The sequence below is a fragment of the Arthrobacter sp. TMT4-20 genome (assembly GCF_054510775.1).
Map to the genome: position 1 here is coordinate 109153 of NZ_JBTNDW010000009.1, position 17134 is coordinate 126286.

The 17134-nt window shown below is 63.6% G+C and carries 18 protein-coding genes; 7 read left to right on the top strand and 11 right to left on the bottom strand.

The window, feature by feature from the left end:
• The first annotated feature begins 135 nt into the window (after positions 1 to 135).
• Both ACX80Z_RS10485 and ACX80Z_RS10490 read left to right on the top strand, forming a co-directional pair.
• Positions 136 to 744, top strand: coding sequence for a TetR/AcrR family transcriptional regulator (locus ACX80Z_RS10485; protein WP_035748099.1), 609 nt, complete (start codon positions 136 to 138; stop codon positions 742 to 744).
• Positions 745 to 794: 50 nt separating this feature from the next.
• Entirely contained in the window at positions 795 to 1262 is a 468-nt protein-coding gene (locus ACX80Z_RS10490; RefSeq protein WP_019483495.1) for a GNAT family N-acetyltransferase, read from the top strand.
• A gap of 132 nt (positions 1263 to 1394) precedes the next feature.
• Here the strand turns inward: ACX80Z_RS10490 and ACX80Z_RS10495 are convergent, their stop codons facing one another.
• Genes ACX80Z_RS10495 through pdhA form a run of 3 tightly spaced genes read right to left on the bottom strand, consistent with a single transcriptional unit; the run spans position 1395 to position 5004 of the window.
• Positions 1395 to 2834 carry a dihydrolipoamide acetyltransferase family protein gene (locus ACX80Z_RS10495; RefSeq protein WP_459315846.1) on the bottom strand — a complete coding sequence of 480 codons (1440 nt, stop codon included), beginning with the start codon at positions 2832 to 2834 and terminating at the stop codon, positions 1395 to 1397.
• Positions 2835 to 2842: 8 nt separating this feature from the next.
• Positions 2843 to 3850, bottom strand: a complete 1008-nt coding sequence (locus tag ACX80Z_RS10500) for an alpha-ketoacid dehydrogenase subunit beta (protein WP_019483497.1) — start codon at positions 3848 to 3850, stop codon at positions 2843 to 2845.
• On the bottom strand, positions 3850 to 5004 hold the full coding sequence (gene pdhA, locus ACX80Z_RS10505; RefSeq protein WP_019483498.1) for a pyruvate dehydrogenase (acetyl-transferring) E1 component subunit alpha: 1155 nt from the start codon (positions 5002 to 5004) through the stop codon (positions 3850 to 3852). Before pdhA ends, ACX80Z_RS10500 begins: the two co-directional genes overlap by 1 nt.
• Before the next feature lie 201 nt (positions 5005 to 5205).
• On the opposite strand from pdhA, the gene ACX80Z_RS10510 reads away from it, so the two are divergent.
• Positions 5206 to 5685, top strand: coding sequence for an Lrp/AsnC family transcriptional regulator (locus tag ACX80Z_RS10510; protein WP_024477013.1), 480 nt, complete (start codon positions 5206 to 5208; stop codon positions 5683 to 5685).
• A 136-nt stretch (positions 5686 to 5821) separates the two neighbouring features.
• Here the strand turns inward: ACX80Z_RS10510 and ACX80Z_RS10515 are convergent, their stop codons facing one another.
• Together ACX80Z_RS10515 and ACX80Z_RS10520 are read right to left on the bottom strand one after the other, a co-directional pair.
• Entirely contained in the window at positions 5822 to 7444 is a 1623-nt protein-coding gene (locus ACX80Z_RS10515; protein ID WP_019483500.1) for a solute symporter family protein, read from the bottom strand.
• On the bottom strand, positions 7441 to 7824 hold the full coding sequence (locus ACX80Z_RS10520; protein WP_019483501.1) for a DUF485 domain-containing protein: 384 nt from the start codon (positions 7822 to 7824) through the stop codon (positions 7441 to 7443). The genes ACX80Z_RS10515 and ACX80Z_RS10520 overlap by 4 nt, the downstream gene beginning before the upstream one ends.
• Before the next feature lie 236 nt (positions 7825 to 8060).
• On the opposite strand from ACX80Z_RS10520, the gene ACX80Z_RS10525 reads away from it, so the two are divergent.
• The 4 genes from ACX80Z_RS10525 to ACX80Z_RS10540 all read left to right on the top strand — a co-directional run bounded on the left by ACX80Z_RS10525 (position 8061) and on the right by ACX80Z_RS10540 (position 11933).
• Entirely contained in the window at positions 8061 to 9248 is a 1188-nt protein-coding gene (locus ACX80Z_RS10525) for a sensor histidine kinase (RefSeq protein WP_024476574.1), read from the top strand.
• 68 nt (positions 9249 to 9316) lie between these two features.
• Positions 9317 to 10051, top strand: coding sequence for a LytR/AlgR family response regulator transcription factor (locus tag ACX80Z_RS10530; protein ID WP_019483503.1), 735 nt, complete (start codon positions 9317 to 9319; stop codon positions 10049 to 10051).
• Between the two features lie 10 nt (positions 10052 to 10061).
• Positions 10062 to 10445, top strand: a complete 384-nt coding sequence (locus ACX80Z_RS10535; RefSeq protein WP_026041174.1) for a DUF485 domain-containing protein — start codon at positions 10062 to 10064, stop codon at positions 10443 to 10445.
• 15 nt (positions 10446 to 10460) lie between these two features.
• Positions 10461 to 11933, top strand: a complete 1473-nt coding sequence (locus ACX80Z_RS10540) for a sodium/solute symporter (RefSeq protein WP_459315880.1) — start codon at positions 10461 to 10463, stop codon at positions 11931 to 11933.
• A 37-nt stretch (positions 11934 to 11970) separates the two neighbouring features.
• Here ACX80Z_RS10540 and ACX80Z_RS10545 read toward each other — a convergent pair whose 3' ends face one another.
• The 6 genes from ACX80Z_RS10545 to rpsB all read right to left on the bottom strand — a co-directional run bounded on the left by ACX80Z_RS10545 (position 11971) and on the right by rpsB (position 17113).
• Positions 11971 to 12549, bottom strand: coding sequence for a DivIVA domain-containing protein (locus ACX80Z_RS10545; RefSeq protein ID WP_459315847.1), 579 nt, complete (start codon positions 12547 to 12549; stop codon positions 11971 to 11973).
• A 36-nt stretch (positions 12550 to 12585) separates the two neighbouring features.
• Entirely contained in the window at positions 12586 to 13653 is a 1068-nt protein-coding gene (locus ACX80Z_RS10550; protein ID WP_459315848.1) for a phosphatidate cytidylyltransferase, read from the bottom strand.
• On the bottom strand, positions 13653 to 14210 hold the full coding sequence (gene frr / locus ACX80Z_RS10555) for a ribosome recycling factor (RefSeq protein ID WP_019483508.1): 558 nt from the start codon (positions 14208 to 14210) through the stop codon (positions 13653 to 13655). The genes ACX80Z_RS10550 and frr overlap by 1 nt, the downstream gene beginning before the upstream one ends.
• A gap of 108 nt (positions 14211 to 14318) precedes the next feature.
• Positions 14319 to 15059 (bottom strand): UMP kinase, encoded by a 741-nt coding sequence (gene pyrH, locus ACX80Z_RS10560; RefSeq protein ID WP_019483509.1) that lies wholly within the window; start codon positions 15057 to 15059, stop codon positions 14319 to 14321.
• A 165-nt stretch (positions 15060 to 15224) separates the two neighbouring features.
• Positions 15225 to 16061, bottom strand: coding sequence for a translation elongation factor Ts (gene tsf, locus ACX80Z_RS10565; RefSeq protein ID WP_459315849.1), 837 nt, complete (start codon positions 16059 to 16061; stop codon positions 15225 to 15227).
• Positions 16062 to 16168: 107 nt separating this feature from the next.
• On the bottom strand, positions 16169 to 17113 hold the full coding sequence (gene rpsB, locus ACX80Z_RS10570; RefSeq protein WP_459315850.1) for a 30S ribosomal protein S2: 945 nt from the start codon (positions 17111 to 17113) through the stop codon (positions 16169 to 16171).
• Positions 17114 to 17134: the final 21 nt, after the last annotated feature.

Here is a 17134-nt window from a genome sequence, read left to right on the forward strand (position 1 = left end):
TCGGCGAGCGGACCGTCTGTTTGGAAGCATTTTCAGTTAGTATGTACTAACTGAGATTAGGTTAGTAGCTAATAACCGACTTGTCCACCAAAATGGGATGACCGGTCCACTAGGCCGCACGAGATGGGGGCATCAATGGAAGCTTCTGCTCCGAGCCGGATCACCGGCCGCAGCATGGCGAAGGCTTCCCGCCGCGCCGCGCTGCTGGATGCCGCGGCCCAGTTGTTTGCCGATCGCGGCTACAACGGCGTTTCCATCGAGGACCTCGGCGCCGCCGCCGGCGTCAGCGGTCCGGCGGTGTACCGTCACTTCAGCAATAAACCGGCAGTGCTTGGTGCCCTCCTGGCTGGGGTCAGCGAAGACCTGCTCCATGGCAGCAACGCGGTGGTCGCCAATGCTCCGGACCCGGCGTCGGCGCTCCGCGGGCTGATCGAGTTCCAGGTGGACTTCGCATTGCGTAATGCCAATGTGATCAGGGTGCAGGACCGGGACCTCAACAGCCTGACCCCCGAAGATGAGCACACCGTGCGGTTCCTGCAGCGTCAATATGTGGAAGTGTGGGTGGATGTCATGGCCAAACTCCTGCCCGACGACGACCCCGCCCAACTTCGACGGAAGGCTCACGCGGCCTTCGGACTGATCAATTCGACTCCGCACACAACTCCCCGCCGGAAAAGCAGCAGCGACATTGCCGACCTGCGGCTCCTGCTGGAGAAAATGGCATGGTCGGCGCTTAATGCATAGCTCATTGCCTAGTAACCTGTTCCTACCCGCCATCTAACCGAAAGTTCGATGTGACTTCACTACGCGCCGTTGAACCCTCCGACCTGGACGAGTTTTTCACCCATCAACTCGATCCCAGTGCCAACCACATGGCCGCATTCACGGCCAAGAACCCAGCGGACCGCGGGGTGTTCAACCATCACTGGCAGAACATCCTGAACGATCCCCAGATCACCGTGCGCACCATCCTTCACGACGGCGCAGTGGTGGGCAGCATCCTCGCCTACCGCAATGACGAGACCCCCGAGATCAGCTACTGGATTGACAAGGCCAGCTGGGGCCAGGGCATCACCACGGACGCCGTCGGGCTATTCCTTGAGGAGTTCACCGATCGGCCGATCCGTGCCCGCGCCGTCGTCGACAACGTCAACTCCATCCGGATCCTCGAGCGCTACGGTTTCGAGCACATTGGTGAGGTTCAGGGATTCGCCAACGCCCGCGGCGCGGTCGTCAAGGAACTGGTCCTCGAGCTCCGCTAGCTCCACGTCCCGGCTTCCGTGGCGCGTGATTGCGACGCCGGCGCCCGACTACCGAGGTCGGTGCAGGCCAGCGTCGGTGCAGGCCAACGCCGAAGCCCGCCAACGCCGAAGCCCGCCGGGGCGCCGCCCTCGCTAGATCATGGTGAGGACCATGCCAGGATCGGACAGGATGGTTCCGATATCGGCAAGGAACCGCGATCCCTGCTCGCCGTCCACCAGCCGATGGTCGAAGGACAGGCTCAGCGTCATTACTGAGCGCAAGGCAATCTCGCCCTGGTACTCCCACGGGGTGCGACGGACTGCACCCATCGCCAGGATGGCTGCCTCCCCCGGATTGAGGATCGGCGTCCCCGCATCGATCCCAAACACCCCCACGTTGGTGATGGAGATGGTGCCGCCGGAGAGGTCTGCCGGGGTTGTTTTGCCGGCTCGCGCGGTCTCCGCCAGACCGGTCAACGCCTGGGCGAGCTCTTTCAGGCCGAGCCGATCGGCGTCTTTGATGTTCGGCACCATGAGACCCCGCGGTGTTGCCGCTGCAATGCCAAGATTCACAAAATGGTGCTGCACAATCTCAGAACTGGCGTCGTCCCACCGGGTGTTGACCGTCGGGTTTCGGGCCACCGCGATACAGAGCGCCTTGGCCACCACTGTGAGCGGTGTAATCTTCACATCGGTAAACGCCCGACTGGCTTTCAAGCGCGCGACAAGTTCCACGGTCGGAGTTACATCGATGGTCAGAAACTCAGTGACGTGCGGCGCGGTGAACGCGCTGGCCACCATCGCCGCCGCGGTGTGCTTGCGGACTCCCTTGATCGGCGTCCGGGTTTCACGCTGGTCGGCGGACCGTTCGTGGGCCGCTGAAACCGGCACGGCAGCGGCTGTCGCCGGAGCACCGGCGGAGGCCGAGGACGCTTCCGCATGGCTTCCGGCGGCTGCAAGCACATCGTCGCGGATGATCAGTCCGCCGGGGCCGGTCCCGGCCACTGATTCCAGCTCGACCCCGAGGTCGCGCGCGAGTTTCCGCACCGGCGGAGTGGACCGGGGCCGTTCGGACGCCGATAGATTCACTGCCGGAGCCGGTGCTGTCTCACTGACCGCGGGCGACTGCGCCCGGTCCGGAGCTGGAGCCGGAGCCGGTGCCGCAGGACTGACAGCGGATCCGACGCGGGCACGCCGGGCTGGCCTGCCCCCCTTCTCTACTGCTGCGCCGTAACCGACCAGGTTGGGTTCGCGTTTGGCGGGCGCGACGTCGTCGGCGGGGCTCGTAACAGCGACGGCCCCCTCGGAATCCGCCGCAGCAGGTCCCCCGACGCCGCCCTCCGCACCCGCAGCGGCTGGAACGTCGAAGGAAATGATCGGGGCGCCGACCTCCACCACCGTGCCGGGCTGCTCGTGCAGCCGCGCAACAACTCCCGCGTAGGGGGACGGCAACTCGACCACTGCCTTGGCGGTCTCCACATCGGCAATGATCTGGTTGAGTTCGACGACGTCGCCCTCGGCTACGTGCCAACTGACAATTTCCGACTCGGTCAGACCTTCGCCAAGGTCCGGGAGCCTGAATTCCTTAATCACGGTTGCCACTACCTTTCGATCCCGCTCAGCGAATTGGTTCGTCCCATGACGCGGTCAACGCCGTCAAGAATCCGGTCCAGATCGGGCAGGTGATGGAATTCAAGTTTGGAATACGGGTAGGGGATGTCGAAGCCGGTAACCCGGACCGGTGCATGCTCGAGATAGTTGAAGCAGCGTTCAGTGATGCTGGCAGCGATTTCCGCACCCAGCCCACCCGACTGTGCTGCCTCGTGGGTGATGACCAGCCGCCCGGTTTTACGCACCGAGGCTTCGATGGTGGCGAAGTCGATGGGAGCCAGCGACCGCAAGTCAATGACCTCGACGGAAATACCTTCATCCGACGCCGCGATTGCAGCGTCACGGGCGGTGGGAACCAGCGGACCGTAGGTCACCAGAGTGACCTCGTCACCCTCGGCGACCACATGGGCGTCTTCCATCGATGATGCTGCGAGCTCAATCGACTCATCCACCTCGCCCTTGACGTGGTAGCGCCGTTTCGGCTCGAAGTACAGTACCGGGTCGTCGCAGGCGATGGCCTGCTGGATCATCGTGTAGGCGTCCTGCGGGTTGGAAACGCTGACCACTCGCAACCCCGAGGTGTGGGTGAAATAGGCTTCGGGCGACTCCGAGTGGTGCTCGGGCGAACCAATGCCGCCGCCGAAAGGCACCCTGATGGTAATCGGCATTTTGACTGCACCCTGGGTCCGGTAATGCAGTTTGGCCACCTGGCAGACGATCTGGTCAAAAGCGGGGTAGATGAATCCGTCGAACTGGATCTCCACCACCGGCCGGTACCCGCGGTATGCCATGCCGACGGCGGTCCCCATGATGGCCGACTCCGCCAACGGAGTGTCCAGAACACGGTGCTCCCCGAAATCCTTCTGCAGGCCCTCGGTAATCCGGAAAACACCGCCGAGCTTGCCGATATCCTCACCCATGAGGATCACCTTCGGGTCGTTTTCCATGGCACGACGCATGCCGGCGTTGATGGCGCGGCCAAATGTCATGGTGGACATCAGAGGCTTCCTTCCGTGGCTGTTCCACTGCTCTTCTGCGACTCGGATTCAACAGGCTCAGAGTCGAAGGAGGCGAGGTAGCGGCCGTAGTTCTCCTGCTGACGGTCCAGCCAGGAGTTGGGGGTGCTGTAAACGTGCTTGAAGACGTCCATGGGCGCGGGCTCCGGCATTTCAATGCACCCGGCGCGGAGCCTGGCTGCGACGTCGTTGGCCTTCGTGTTCACCGCGGCAAGGAAATCTGGTGTCAGCAGTCCGAGCGAATCGAGGAGCACTGACAGTCGGGCGATCGGATCCTTAGCCGCCCAGTCCTCGAGTTCATTCGCGTCGCGGTACTTGGTGGGGTCGTCAGCTGTGGTGTGGGGCCCCATCCGGTAGGTGACCGCTTCGATGAAGCTCGGCCCACCGCCGGTCCGTGCCCGGTCGAGCGCTTCCCGCGTCACGGCCAGGCAGGCCAGAACGTCGTTGCCGTCCACCCGGACGGACGGGATCCCGAAGCCTGGCGCACGGTTGGCAATCGGGACATGGGCCTGCAGGCCCACCGGCTCCGAGATGGCCCAGTGGTTGTTTTGGCAGAAGAAGATGACCGGCGCCTGGTAGCTGGCGGCGAAGACCATCGCCTCGTTGACGTCACCCTGGCTGGTGGCACCGTCGCCGAAGTAGGTGACGGCCACGGAATCAGCGCCGTCGTTCTGGATGCCCATCGCATAACCCGTGGCATGAAGGGTTTGCGCACCGATAATGACCTGCGGGGTGGCCATGTTGATGGAGAACGGGTCCCAGCCGGAGGAGGCGTTGCCCCGCCACACCCGGAGGATATCGGTGAAATCGACGCCGCGGCAGTAGGCCACAGCGTTCTCGCGGTAGCTGGAGAAGACAAAGTCGTCCTCCCGGAGTGCCCGGCCTGAGCCGATTTGGGCCGCTTCCTGTCCCAGCAGGGGCGGCCAAAGCGCGAGTTCGCCCTGCCGCTGGAGCGCGGTCGCCTCGGCGTCGATCCGGCGGACCACCACCATGTCTTCATAGAGTGCCTGCAGCGCCGGGCCGTCGACGTCGGCAACCCACCTGTCGTAGTCCCCACTGGACTGCCGAACACCCGAGGGGGTCAGCAGCTGGATCAGTGAGTTTTCTCCAGCGGAAGCGGTGTCATTCAGGGGCACAATTACACAACCTTCATTGAGTGCACCGACCCGCCAACGGATCACCCTGATCCGGTCGCGTCGTCGGACCTTGACCCTCGGGCGTCTTTACCCAAAGATATTGTGACCCTACTCACAGAGGCCAAGGAGCACAACCGATCCCCGTTTGGCTGCGCATCCTGCCCAATTTATGCAGCCTGCACCGTGTTAGCATTGCGCATTATGCAACCCCTGGATTCCACCGACACTCGTCTCCTGATGGCCCTGGCGAAGGACCCCCGACGCACCGTCGTCGCGTTGGCCCAGAAACTGGGCCTGTCCCGCAATACGGTGCAGGCCAGGATGGCCCAGCTGGAGAAGAAGTCGGTGTTCCTGTCTTTTGAGCGGCGGATCAATCCGGTTGCCCTTGGCTACCCTCTGATGGCCTTCATTCATGTGCATGTGCAACAGCAGAAACTCGCGGCCATCACCGAGCAGCTCGCGGGTATTCCCGAGGTGCTCGAAGCGTACGGTCTGACCGGACAGGCGGACATTTTGGTCCGCGTGGTCTGCGCGGATGCCGAGGACCTCTTCAGAATCAACGGGAAAATCCTCGGTTGCGACGGAGTGGAACGCTGTGACACCTCCCTGGCCATGGGGGAACTGGTCCCTTTCCGGGTTGAGCCCCTCCTGGAACGTGGACCACGGCAGCCGGGTGCGTAGGAAGGGGCACACGTAACATCGGAATCCCGCCCCGTGCGCGGCACGCCCCCTTGCGGAAAGACCCTGCTCACGGCAACAGGCCGGCCCGGATTCGGGCCGGCCTGTTGCCGTTGAAAATAGGTGTCGAAGCGGGCGGCTAGTGTTCCGTTGCCTTTTCCGCACCAACTCCGGTCAGGGACCGGACTTCCATTTCCGCCTGCTTCTGCGGATCTTCGGTGGTCTTGGCAAGGACGCTTCCGAGCCAGCCGAGGAAGAACGCCAGCGGGATGGAGACGATGCCCGGGTTGTTCAGTGGGAACAGGACAAAGTCGGCGCCCTGGATCATCGAGGTTTCCCGGCCCGAAACGACAGGCGAGAAAGCGATGAGCAGCATTGCGGAACCGAGTCCGCCGTACATGCTCCAGATCGCACCCTGGGTGTTGAAGCGCTTCCAGAAGAGCGAGTAGAGGATGGTCGGCAGGTTGGCGCTTGCCGCAACCGCGAAGGCCAGCGCCACCAGGAAGGCAATGTTCTGCCCCTGCGCGCCGATGCCGCCGAGGATGGAAAGGATGCCGATGACGACGACGGTGCGGCGTGCAACCTTCACCTCGCCGTCGGGGTCGAGGTTGCCCTTGCGGATCACGTTTGCGTAGATGTCGTGGGCAAACGATGCTGCCGCGGTGATCGTCAGGCCGGCAACCACCGCGAGGATGGTGGCAAACGCGACTGCCGAAATGACCCCGAGCAGGATTGGCCCGCCCAGCTCAAACGCCAGCAGCGGTGCTGCCGAGTTGACGCCACCCGGGGCCGCGGTGATGCGATCGGCACCGATGAGGGCACCAGCGCCATAACCGAGGACCAGGGTGAACAGGTAGAACCCACCGATAAGCCAGATGGCCCAGACCACTGAGCGGCGGGCTTCCTTGGCAGTCGGAACCGTGTAGAAACGCATCAGGACGTGGGGCAGGGCCGCGGTACCGAGGACCAGCGCCAGAGCGAGCGAGACGAAGTCCAACTGCGAGGTGGAGCTGACACCGTACTGCAGGCCAGGGTTGATGATTTCGGGGTTTCCTGCGGTCTCCATGGCGGCACCGAGCAGGGTGGACAGGTTGAAGTTGTGGATAGCGAGAACCCAGATGGTCATCACGAACGCGCCGGTGATCAACATGACGGCCTTGATGATCTGCACCCAGGTGGTGCCCTTCATGCCACCGATCAGTACGTAAAGGATCATCAACCCGCCGACGACGGTGATGACCAGGGACTGACCGAGCCGGTCATCAATGCCCAGCAGGAGGGAGACAAGTCCGCCGGCGCCAGCCATCTGCGCGAGGAGGTAGAAGAAGCAGACGGCCAGGGTGGTGATGGCGGCGGCGATACGCACCGGACGCTGGCGCAACCGGAAGGAGAGGACGTCGGCCATGGTGAATTTGCCGGTGTTGCGGAGCAGCTCGGCCACGAGCAGCAGGGCTACCAGCCAGGCGACAAGGAAACCGATCGAGTAGAGAAACCCGTCGTAGCCGTTGATGGCAATGGCGCCGACGATTCCGAGAAACGAAGCGGCCGAAAGGTAGTCGCCGGCGATGGCGGTACCGTTCTGCGGTCCACTGAAGGACCGGCCCGCGGCGTAGTAGTCGGCCGCGGTCTTGGTGTTGCGGCTAGCCCGGAGCACGATCACCAGGGTGACAGCGACGAACAAGCCGAAGATGGTCATGTTGAGCCACGGTTCACCAACCTGGGTGCTTTCGACCGTCTGCATCGGCAGGGAGAGGGGCATCATTTGGTAGCTCCTGGCTTTTCGGTGAAGACCTCCGGAGCGGTGGCCTCAAGCTCGTGGCGGATGTCCGCAGCGATTGGGTCAAGCTTCCGGTTGGCGTAGGTGACATAGCCCATGGTGATGGCAAACGTGGTGACGAACTGCAGCAGACCCATGATGAGTCCGATATTGATGTTTCCCCACACCGGGGTGGACATGAAGTCGGTGGCGTAGGACGCCAGCAGTACGTACAGGAAGTACCAGAGCAGGAAAAAGACTGCCATGGGGAAAACGAAACTACGGTGGCGTTTGCGTAGTTCCTTGAATTGGGGGTTCTGCTGATATGCGGTGAAGTCGACGGGCGCTGCTGTGCCTGCATCCGGCGGCGATGGCTCGGTAGCCATGGTTCCTCCTCGTTGAGAACGTCTTCCGCGCCGGGCCAACTCCGAAGGGTCGGGAGCAGCATCAGGCACGTAAAGATGTGACTCCCATCACCTTGCGTCCTGCGGGCGTGGTTCTCCAGTACCGCAGCACGGTGTATCGCCGAATCGACACTCAGTTGCGGTGAGTGGACCCGTCCTGCGGCGAATGGGACCACCAGCAACCTCGAAAGGCCGGCGCGGACGGTTACTGTTGAGCCATGTTCAGCACCGCCGTCGACACCGCCCTGGTGGGCGCCATCGTGGTCATCACGATCGCGGTGGTTGCCGCCCTCGGATTCAAGCTTTCCCGTTCCTACCGCGATCTGGGGTCCGACGCCGACCGCGCCACCTACGCCACCCTGCATACCGCGGCGCTCGCCTCGGAGCACCTTCGTGCTGGGCTGACGCCCGCCGGCGCCTCGAAGGCCAGCAAGCATCTGCGGAGTCTGCTCCGGTGTGACACCCTCCTGATCACCGACGAAAATGCTGTGCTCGCCTGGGACGGCGGGCGCGAGATGCCCGCGCCGGTGATGGAGCTGGTCCAGCAGGTCCTCACCAGTGGGCGCACCCAGATCTTCAGGGAAGCACAGCTGGACCCCACGGCCGTCCCCGGCAGCGGGCAGGTGGTGATCTCCCCCATCCGCGTAGACAAGCGGGTGGTCGGTACCGTGGGGGCGTTCGCCCCGCACGTCAACGCCGGCCTGGTACGCGCCGCCAACGAGGTAGCTGGCTGGGTAGCAACGCAGGTGGAACTTGCCGAACTCGATTCGTCGAGGACTTTGCTGATGGAGGCAGAGGTGCGCGCCCTGCGCGCCCAGATCAGTCCGCATTTCATCTACAACTCCCTCAACGCCATCGCCTCCTTCATCAACACCGACCCGGCACGTGCACGGGAACTGGTGGTGGAGTTCGCTGACTTCACCAGGTACTCCTTCCGCCGACACGGTGATTTCACCACGGTCGCCGAGGAGCTCCAATCGATTGATCGCTACCTGCTGCTGGAGCGTGCCCGGTTCGGGGAGCGATTGAAAGTCACCCTGGAGATCGGCCCCGAGGTGCTGAGCACTGTGATCCCATTTCTGAGCCTCCAGCCGCTGGTGGAAAACGCCGTCCGGCATGGGCTCGAGTCCACTGATGGGTCAGGGCACATCACCATCACCGCCCACGACGCCGGTGCATTCGCCGAGGTGACGATCGAGGACGACGGCGTCGGCATTGATCCGGACTACCTGCGCTCGGTCCTGGCCGGCCACACCGAGGGGGTTCATGTGGGCCTGAGGAACGTCGACCAGCGCCTACGCCAGGTGTACGGCGAGGATCACGGGCTCACGATCGACACCGCCGTCGGCGCCGGCACGATGATCACCCTGCGGATCCCCAAGTCTCAGCCGGATCATCAGACGTAGCGTCCCCCACGGTTCGGCCGGACGTCCGGGTCACTTGTCAACGCCGCGATGCGCGTAATCTGGACCACATGGTCAATGTAGTCATCGCCGACGATGAGCTCCCCGCAGTCGAGGAACTGGCTTTCCTCCTCGCCAAGGATGCAAGGATCGAAACAATCCACCGCGCCTCCAGCGGCGCTGAGGCCCTGCGCGCCCTGGAGACCCACGACGTCGACGCATTGTTCCTCGACATCCACATGCCGGCCCTCTCGGGCCTGGACATCGCCCGGGTAATCTCCCGGTTCAGCAGGCCCCCTGCGGTGGTCTTCGTCACCGCCGACGAGGACCGCGCCCTGGAGGCCTTCGACCTTCGCGCGGTGGATTACCTCCTCAAGCCGGTGCGGATGGAACGCCTGGCCGAGTCGGTGCGGCGGATCTGCGAACTGATGGAAACCGGTCAGGATGGGACAGCGGCCCAGCCCGAGGTCATCACTGTTGATCAGGGCGGGGTCAGCCGGATGATCAGACGCGACGAGATCCGCTATGTCCAGGCCCAGGGTGACTATGCTCGGCTACACACCGCAGAATCGAGCTACCTGATCCGGATTCCCCTGAACGATCTTGAACGCCAGTGGGCCGACGCCGGTTTCCTCCGGATCCATCGGTCCTACCTGGTGGCGATGAGTCAGGTCCAGCAGGTCAAAATCGGGGCAGGGCGGGCGTCCCTCATGGTGGGCGGCGCGGAGCTACCGGTCAGCCGCAGGCATCTACCCGTGGTCCGGGACAAGCTTGAGGCGACCCGCCTCCGACCCCGACAGCAGTGAGGCACCCTCAGTGAATCCCGCTGACGATCCTCCCCAACGCGTCCGGGTCACGGCGCCGCGAAGCGCCGGCCGGCCAACGCCCGGGTCCTACCCGGTTGCCCGGGAAATGGCTGAACAGTCCGAGGTCGGTGAACTGTTCGTCCGCTCCCTGATCCGTTCCCAGCTCCGGCTTGCCCTGGTGGTGGCCGCGGGCTTCCTGCTCATCCTGATCGGCATTCCGGTGCTGCTGGCCGTCTTCCCGCAAATCGGCGAGTTGTCCGTTTTCACGGTTCCGGTGCCGTGGCTGCTGCTGGGGTTGGGCGTCTACCCGTTGGTCATTAGCTGCGCCGCGCTGTATGTCCGTAGCGCCTCCCGCAACGAGATGCGGTTCAGGGACCTGATCGATGAGGGGTAGGTTGTGAACGCCGAGCTGAACCCGGTGGTCGGCTATGTGGCGCTGATCCTGGTCTCCCTGAGCACCGTGTTGATTGGCATCTACGGGCTTCGCATCTCCCGCACCACAGGCGATTTCTATGTCGCATCCCGGACCGTACGGCCCTGGTGGAATGCTTCGGCAATCGGCGGCGAGTACTTGTCGGCGGCCAGTTTCCTCGGTGTCGCCGGATTGATTCTGCTCTCCGGCGTTGACGCCCTGTGGTTTCCGATCGGCTACACTGCCGGGTACCTGATGCTGCTCCTTTTTGTTGCCGCTCCCCTGCGGCGGTCCGGCGCCTATACCATCCCGGACTTCGCTGAAGCCCGGCTCGAATCGCTGATGGTCAGGCGGGTGACCAGCCTGCTCGTCGTCGTCGTCGGCTGGCTGTACATTGTGCCGCAACTGCACGGAGCGGCCCTGACCGTTCAGATCACCACCGGCCTCCCGCCGTGGGTGGGCGCGGTGGCGGTGGTGGTGGTGGTCTGCCTCAGCGTGGTCACCGGCGGGATGCGATCCATCACCTTTGTGCAGGCGTTCCAGTACTGGCTCAAGCTCACCGCGCTGGCAGTGCCGATCGTGTTCATCCTGCTGCGCCTGTCATCGACCGGGAGCCCGATCACCGACGCCGGCGCCGTCTTCGCGGCCGAGCTGAACATCGGCGGGGATGCCTCGCTCTACCGCAATATTTCACTGGTCATTGCCCTGCTGTTCGGCACGCTGGGTCTCCCCCATGTGCTGGTGCGCTTCTACACGAATCCCGATGGTGCGTCGGCCCGCCGGACCACGCTGATTGTCCTGGGGCTGCTCTCGGTCTTCTACCTGTTTCCCACCATGTATGGCATCCTCGGCCGGATCTATACCCCCGATCTGGCAGCGGACGGGGCAGCGGACGCCACAGTGTTGCTGCTGCCCAGCCGCATCTTCGACGGGGCTGTGGGCGACCTGCTGTCGGCGCTGGTGACGGCAGGCGCGTTTGCCGCGTTCCTGTCGACGACCAGTGGTCTGGTGGTGTCTCTGGCCGGGGTGGTCAGCCAGGAATTCTTCCAGGGCAGCGTGAAGGGATTCAGGCGGGCCGCAGTGATTTCGGCACTGATCCCGTTGCTGTTGGCACTGGCCACCAACACGCTGGCATTGGCGGGCAGCGTGAGCATGGTGTTCGCCTTCACAGCGTCAACCATCTGCCCGCTGCTCCTCCTCGGGATCTGGTGGCGGGGCCTGACCGACGTGGGAGCGGTCGCGGGGATGCTGTCCGGAGCGGTACTGTGCGGCGGATCGATTCTCGCCGCAGCGGCGCTCGGTCCGGCGTCGGCCCGCTATGAATGGCTGCAACAGCCCGCACTGTGGACGGTGCCGGCGGCGTTCGCCGTCACCATACTGGTGTCGCGGCTTACCGTTAGCCGCACCCCGGGTAGCGTGTCGCGGGTGCTGGCACGGCTGCACACCCCCGAACCGGTGCAGGGGCCGTAGCAGGTTGCGTCAGCCGGCGCTGGGGGCGGGACCTGACCTAGTCGATAGCCGCCATCAGTTCGACCACCCGGTCCATGAAGGCGTCAACCTGGGTCTCCTCGTAGCCGTCGACCCCCACAGCTTCGCGGAACACTGACCGTCGCACCACGTCCACGCTCAGCGGAACGTCGTTTTCGAAGTAGCCGAGGAGTTCGTTGCAGAGGGCATCGACGTCGTCGACGTTGTAGCTGGCGTTCTTCCGCTTGGTGGGGCGCCTGAACCGTTCGCCCGGGGCCCGGTGCAGCCTGCCCCGCAGCACCGCCGAGGACCGGCCGATCTGCATCAGCCAGGCGTCCTCGCCCTTCGATTCGATCAGGCGGTCGCGTTCCCGCTGGGCGAAAACGTCTTCCAGGCGGTCGAGCGCAGCATCCACGGCCTGCGGCTCGTACCCGCCCTTCGCCGGGTCGAACGCCATGGATCGCACGTCGGCGCTGGTCACGGGACCGCCGGAGGGGTCCTCCGTGTTGTAGTAGGCCCGCGCCCGGGTCAGGAAACTATCCACCTGCCGAAGGTTGTAGCCGTACTCCCGGCGGCCTACGCGCGCAAAGGGAGAGGTGCTCTGACGAGCTTCATCCATGGTCTACTGAATCCTTTGGGGGTTGGCGGCTGCGAGCTAGAGAAATCCCGGTACCAATGTAACTGACAGCAGGAACGCAACCGGGGAGGCGAACACGATGGAGTCGAGCCGGTCCATCATCCCGCCGTGCCCGGGCAGAATGTTGCCCATATCCTTGACCCCGAGCTCACGTTTAATCATTGACTCTGCGAGGTCGCCGGCGGTCGCCGCGGAGACGGTTGCCACCGCCAGGACGAGGCCAAACCACCAGGGCCGGTCCAGCAGGAACACAGTGGCGAGAGTTCCAACCACGACTGCGCCACCGACTGATCCGGCGAACCCTTCCCAGGACTTCTTCGGACTGATTTTGGGCGCCATGGCGTGCTTGCCGAAGAACGCGCCGACCAGATAGCCGAACGTGTCATTGGCGACGACCAGCAGCAGCAGCGTGGCCACCAGTAGTTTTCCGGATGGTTCCTGCAGGAGCAGCATGGCGAAGCTGAGCATCAGGGGCACCCATAGCACCACAAAAATGCCCGCGGTGATGGATCGGGCCGCATCGGGGGCCGGGTCGAAACTCCGCCAGAGGGCCAGGGCTGTCGTGGAAAGGGCGACGGCGTAGGCCAGCGCCTCCGGGCCGCCCAGGTAAGCGGAGAACGGAAGGGCGACCGTCGCGACGATGGTGGGCACGAGGGGCAGGCGGATCTGACGCACCTCGAGTGCCCGGGATATTTCCCAGACACCCACCAGCGCGAACGCGGTGGTAATCGCCACGAAAGCTATCGGCAGGTAGAGGATTCCGCCCAGCACCGAGCTAAGCAGGGCGACGCCGACTGCCGTTGCCGCGGGCAGGTTCCGTCCCGCCCGGGACGGAGCCTTGGGCGCCCCGGCGCTCTTGGAGGCTGGCCTGCGACGTACCTGGCGAGTGCCCGGCGCGCGTTGGGCGCGCCGGCCACTTCTGGCAGCATCAACGCCGGCCACGGGCTGAGCCGCTTCTGGTGACTTCGCCCGGTCGGGCTCCGTCGCTGCCCCCGTTGTGGGGGCGCCCTCACCTGGCGCGGAACCTACGTCCCCGTGTGAGACTGGCTGTCCCCCAGTGTTAGCTGAGTGATGGGTGTCGCTCATTAGACCTCAAGCAGCTCGGTTTCCTTGCGCTTGAGCAGCTCGTCAATGGTGTCAGTGTGGGACTTGGTCCGCAGATCGAGTTCTTTTTCGCCGCGCGCGCCTTCGTCTTCCCCGGCGTCGCCATCCTTGACCGCCTTGTCGATGCCGTCCTTCGCCTTACGCCGGATATTCCGGATGGCGATCTTGGCGTCTTCAGCCTTGGTTTTGACCAGCTTCACGTATTCCTTGCGGCGTTCCTCGGTCAGCTCGGGCAGGACCACCCGGATGATGTTGCCATCATTGGAGGGGTTGGCGCCGAGGTCCGAATCGCGCAGGGCCCTCTCGATATCGTTCAGTGCTGCCCTATCGAACGGGGTGATCAGGAGCGTACGTGCCTCAGGGTTCTGGAATGAGGCCAGCTGCTGGAGAGGCGTTGGGGCACCGTAGTAGTTGACCATCACCTTGGAAAACAGCGAGGCATTCGCGCGTCCGGTGCGAATCGTGGCGAAGTCTTCCTTCGCCGCTTCCACAGCCTTGTCCATCTTCTGGGTGGCTTCTAGCAATGTCTCGTCGATCACTGTAACTCCTAAGCTGTGCGTCAGCTGAGCAACAGCCGCGCGTCGTCCGGTTCAGTTTTCAATCCTAGTTCACCTGAGCCACCCATCCGGGGCAGGCTCATGACGTGCCTAGGTGGTTACCGTGGTTCCAATCTTTTCTCCAAGGATTGCGCGGGTGACGTTCCCCTCCCCCTCCATACCGAAGACAACCATCGACAGGTCGTTGTCCTTGCACATGGTCATGGCGGTCTGGTCCATGACGCGGATGTCCTGGCGCAGGGCGTCGTCGTAGGACAACGTCTCAAGCTTCTTCGCGGTGGGATCCTTGTGCGGGTCCGCGGTGTAGACACCGTCGACACCGCTTTTGGCCATCAGGACCAGGTCTGCATGCACTTCAAGGGCACGCTGAGCCGCCACCGTGTCCGTGGAGAAGTACGGAAGTCCAGCACCGGCGCCGAAAATGACCACGCGGCCCTTTTCGAGGTGGCGAATAGCGCGGCGCGGGATGTAGGCCTCGGCCACCTGTCCCATCGTGATCGCACTTTGCACCCGGGTTTCGACACCCGCCTGTTCCAGGAAATCCTGCAGGGCGAGGCAATTCATCACCGTACCCAGCATCCCCATGTAATCAGCCCGGGACCGGTCCATGCCGCTCTGCGAGAGTTCGGCGCCGCGGAAGAAGTTACCCCCGCCGACCACGATCGCGACCTCGACCTGGCCGACCGTCGCTGCGATCTGTTTGGCTACCGATCGCACGGTCTCAGGGTCGACGCCGAGCTTTCCGCCACCGAAAACTTCGCCGGAGAGCTTGAGGAGCACCCGGCGTCGGCGGGTTTCCCGGCCTTGCGTGCCCAAATCAGAGTTGTCCATGGTGCCTCCCAGGGCGGTTGTGGGGTTCGTTGCTAAAAGAATACGTTGCAGTCCTGACGGGAATGGTCCCTAGCAGGAAAGGGGGACAGGACACTTGGGCAGGAAAAAGGGGTGGTCACCGTGGCGACCACCCCTTCTCCTATGTCTTACTTTGTCCTAGCGGACCTAGGCACCGACCCGGAAACGGGCGAATGCGCTTGGCTTTGCGTTGGCTTCAGTCAGCACCTGAGCGACTGACTTCTTGGCATCCTTCGCGAATGCCTGGTCCACAAGCACTCCCTCTTTGAAGAAGCCGGTGAGGCGACCTTCAACGATCTTGGTCAGTGCGCCCTCTGGCTTGCCTTCGGCGCGTGCCGTTTCGTCGGCAATGCGGCGTTCGGTCTCAACGAGTTCCGCTGGTACGTCGTCGCGCACCAGGTACGTCGGCGAGTAGGCAGCAATGTGAACCGCAATGTCGTGAGCGGCTTCCTTGGCTGCATCGCCTTCGCCCTCAATTGCGAAGAGTACGCCCACCTGCGCGGGAAGATCCTTTGAGGTCTTGTGGAGGTAGGCGTCAACAATGCCACCCTCAATGCGTGCAAGGCGGCGGATTGCTACCTTTTCGCCCAGCAGGGCGCCGGCCTCAATGACGTGCTCGGAGACGGGCTTGCCGTCAACCGTGTACGCGAGGAGGGAGTCGACGTCGGCTGCGCCGGATTCGATCGCTGCGGCGAGGACCTTGTTGGAGAATTCAACGAAGGGGCCAGCCTTGGCGACGAAGTCGGTCTCGCAGTTGACCTCAACCATGACGCCGACGTTGCCGTCGACCTTGGCAGCCACGAGGCCCTCTGCGGTTGAGCGGCCTTCGCGCTTGGTTGCACCCTTCAAGCCCTTGATGCGGATGAGCTCCATGGCCTTGCCGGCATCGCCGTCAGCCTCGTCGAGGGCTTTCTTTACGTCCATCATGCCAGCGCCAGTGCGCTCGCGCAGTGCCTTGATATCGGCGGCGGTGTAGTTCGCCATCTGAACTCCTAGGTATGTTGTGTCTAAGAAGAGCTATGCCTGCAGGCGGTGACGCCTGGGCACATGGAGAAGGGGGCGCGGATTTTCACCCGCACCCCCAAATCCAGTTACTTGCTGTCGTCTGCTACTGGAGCTTCTTCAGCTGCTGGGGCTTCCTCAGCGGCGGGAGCAGCATCGGCTGCGGCTTCGGCTGCTGGAGTTTCCTCGGCTGCTGCCTCTGCAGGCGCGGCGTCGGCTGCTGGTGCAGCTTCCTCGGCTGGCGCGGCGTCGGCTGCTGGTGTGGCGCTATCGCCAAGCAGTTCGCGCTCCCACTCGGCCATTGGCTCGGCTGCTGCTTCGGTGTCATTTCCACCGGAGCGGTTGTGACGGGCGATCAGGCCCTCTGCCACTGCATCTGCTACCACGCGGGTGAGCAGGTGAACGGCGCGGATGGCGTCGTCGTTGCCGGGGATCGGGAAGTCAACTTCGTCGGGGTCGCAGTTGGTGTCGAGGATCGCGACCACTGGGATGCCGAGCTTCTTGGCTTCGTCGATGGCCAGGTGTTCCTTCTTCGTGTCAACGATCCACACGACTGAAGGAGCCTTGGTCAGGTTGCGGATACCACCGAGGTTGGTTTCCAGCTTCGTGAGTTCGCGGCGCAGGAGGAGGAGTTCCTTCTTGGTGTGACCGGAGCCGGCCACATCGTCGAAGTTGATTTCCTCGAGCTCCTTCATACGCTGGATGCGCTTGGAGACGGTCTGGAAGTTGGTGAGCATGCCACCAAGCCAACGCTGGTTGACGTAGGGCTGGCCAACACGGGTAGCCTGCTCGGCGATGGCTTCCTGTGCCTGCTTCTTCGTACCGACGAAGAGGACAGTGCCGCCGTGTGCGACGGTGGCCTTGATGAACTCGTAGGCGCGGTCAATGTAGGACAGTGACTGCTGCAGGTCGATGATGTAGATGCCGTTGCGCTCGGTGAAGATGAAACGCTTCATCTTCGGGTTCCAGCGACGGGTCTGGTGGCCAAAATGTACGCCGCTGTCGAGCAGCTGGCGCATGGTAACGACTGGCATGTCGTTCCTTTCTATCGGCAG

Excerpts from the sequence above, each read along its gene's own strand:
- tsf (WP_459315849.1), bottom strand. The coding sequence starts at position 16,061 with ATGGCGAACTACACCGCCGCCGATATCAAGGCACTGCGCGAGCGCACT.
- ACX80Z_RS10485 (WP_035748099.1), top strand. The coding sequence starts at position 136 with ATGGAAGCTTCTGCTCCGAGCCGGATCACCGGCCGCAGCATGGCGAAG.
- ACX80Z_RS10530 (WP_019483503.1), top strand. The coding sequence starts at position 9,317 with ATGGTCAATGTAGTCATCGCCGACGATGAGCTCCCCGCAGTCGAGGAA.
- ACX80Z_RS10515 (WP_019483500.1), bottom strand. The coding sequence starts at position 7,444 with ATGATGCCCCTCTCCCTGCCGATGCAGACGGTCGAAAGCACCCAGGTT.
- ACX80Z_RS10550 (WP_459315848.1), bottom strand. The coding sequence starts at position 13,653 with ATGAGCGACACCCATCACTCAGCTAACACTGGGGGACAGCCAGTCTCA.
- pyrH (WP_019483509.1), bottom strand. The coding sequence starts at position 15,059 with ATGGACAACTCTGATTTGGGCACGCAAGGCCGGGAAACCCGCCGACGC.
- ACX80Z_RS10545 (WP_459315847.1), bottom strand. The coding sequence starts at position 12,549 with ATGGATGAAGCTCGTCAGAGCACCTCTCCCTTTGCGCGCGTAGGCCGC.
- ACX80Z_RS10525 (WP_024476574.1), top strand. The coding sequence starts at position 8,061 with ATGTTCAGCACCGCCGTCGACACCGCCCTGGTGGGCGCCATCGTGGTC.
- ACX80Z_RS10520 (WP_019483501.1), bottom strand. The coding sequence starts at position 7,824 with ATGGCTACCGAGCCATCGCCGCCGGATGCAGGCACAGCAGCGCCCGTC.
- ACX80Z_RS10500 (WP_019483497.1), bottom strand. The coding sequence starts at position 3,850 with ATGTCCACCATGACATTTGGCCGCGCCATCAACGCCGGCATGCGTCGT.
- rpsB (WP_459315850.1), bottom strand. The coding sequence starts at position 17,113 with ATGCCAGTCGTTACCATGCGCCAGCTGCTCGACAGCGGCGTACATTTT.
- ACX80Z_RS10510 (WP_024477013.1), top strand. The coding sequence starts at position 5,206 with ATGCAACCCCTGGATTCCACCGACACTCGTCTCCTGATGGCCCTGGCG.